The sequence below is a fragment of the Nitratireductor luteus genome, from assembly GCF_026162365.1.
In the GTDB taxonomy this organism is placed as follows: Bacteria; Pseudomonadota; Alphaproteobacteria; order Rhizobiales; family Rhizobiaceae; genus Chelativorans; species Chelativorans luteus.
Genome location: NZ_JAOANW010000039.1, coordinates 1 through 1,411 on the forward strand (window position 1 = coordinate 1; position 1,411 = coordinate 1,411).

Annotated in this window: 1 protein-coding gene; it reads left to right on the forward strand. The window is 60.5% G+C overall.

Translation table 11 applies throughout. The annotated features are described in order from the left end of the window. The first annotated feature begins 124 nt into the window (after positions 1–124). Positions 125–1,162: an IS110 family RNA-guided transposase gene (locus tag N1058_RS23975; RefSeq protein ID WP_265520095.1), complete on the forward strand. Its 1,038-nt coding sequence runs from the start codon at positions 125–127 to the stop codon at positions 1,160–1,162. Positions 1,163–1,411 lie beyond the last annotated feature (249 nt).

A 1,411-nucleotide genomic window follows, 5' to 3' on the forward strand; every position in this document is an offset into this window, starting at 1 on the left:
AAAGATAGGATATTCGGCTTGCGCCCCATCCTCGGACGGTGATGCGGGAAGGTGCTGCGCTTCGAGCTGATGATAGAACGTGGTCTGTCGCGACAGCCACAAGCATCAGGAAAGGAAGCGCAGCATGAAGCACTTTATCGGCCTCGATGTCTCGGTGAAAGAGACCGCCGTTTGCATTGTCGACGAATCGGGCAAAATCTGCCGCGAGGTGAAGGTTCACAGCCACCCCGGCGATTTGCTCGCGGTTATGAAGGATCCGAGCTGGAACATTGAGCGGATCGGGCTTGAGGCTGGGCCTTTGTCGCAGTGGCTTTTCGAGGGGCTTGCGCGCGCCGGATTACCGGTCATCTGCATCGAGACGCGCCATGTGAAGGCGTTCCTGAAGGCCCAGCCGAACAAGACTGATCGTAACGACGCGCGCGGCATCGCGCAGATGATGCGGGTCAACCTGTATCGTCCGGTGCATGTGAAGACGCTAACGAGCCAGAAGCGGCGGGCGCTCTTGACGGCCCGTAAGCTCCTGCAAGGCAAGGCGATAGCCATCGAGAATGATATCCGCGGTCTTCTGCGCAACTTCGGCCTCAAGGTTGGTGTTGTGGGAACGGTGAAATTCGAGGAGCGTATTCGGGAACTCGTTGAAGGCATGCCCGACCTGGAGGAACTCATGGGGGCGCTGCTTTCTGCCCGGAACAAGCTGCGCGCCGAATTTGCTCGCCTGCACAAGAAGGTGCTGGCGTCCGCGGAGGAGGATGCGACCTGCAAGCGCTTGATGACGATCCCCGGTGTCGGTGCCGTTACGGCGCTGGCCTATACCGCAACCATCGACATTCCGCAGCGCTTCAGAAGCTCCAAGGCGGTGGGTCCCATCCTCGGGCTGACGCCGAAGCTCAACGAGTCCGGCGAAAGCAAGCGCGTGGGCCGCATCTCCCTTTGTGGGGACGGCATGATGAGAACGCTGCTCTATGAGGCCGCACAGACGCTGCTGACGCGCGTGACGAAATGGTCATGGTTGAAAGCCTGGGCAATGAACGTCGCGAAGCGACGCGGGATGCGCAAGGCCATCGTCGCCCTTGCACGTCGCCTGGCGGTCATCATGCATCGCATGTGGCTGGATGGCGTCGGGTTCCGCTGGACGCGGGAAGCTACGGCCCCGATCATCTGATCCGGACGGCCAGGAAGGAGAGAGACAGAAAGTTCCGCCCCGGCGGACAAGCGTCCTTCGCAGGACGATGGATGAGGTAAGTTCGAACTCAACTCCGTGCCGACCGCACTCGATGTCGGTCAGGACGCTCAAAAGATGGGACTGCCTCATTCTCCTGATCCTATGCTGGGAGGGCAATGCGCCGATCCCGTAGAGAAGCAAGGGCCTGCGAAAGACGTCGATGCCGGGCATATGGAAAGGCTCGAAGCG

Bases quoted from the DNA above. Each gene is read 5' to 3' on its own strand.
- N1058_RS23975 (WP_265520095.1), top strand. From the start codon at position 125: ATGAAGCACTTTATCGGCCTCGATGTCTCGGTGAAAGAGACCGCCGTT.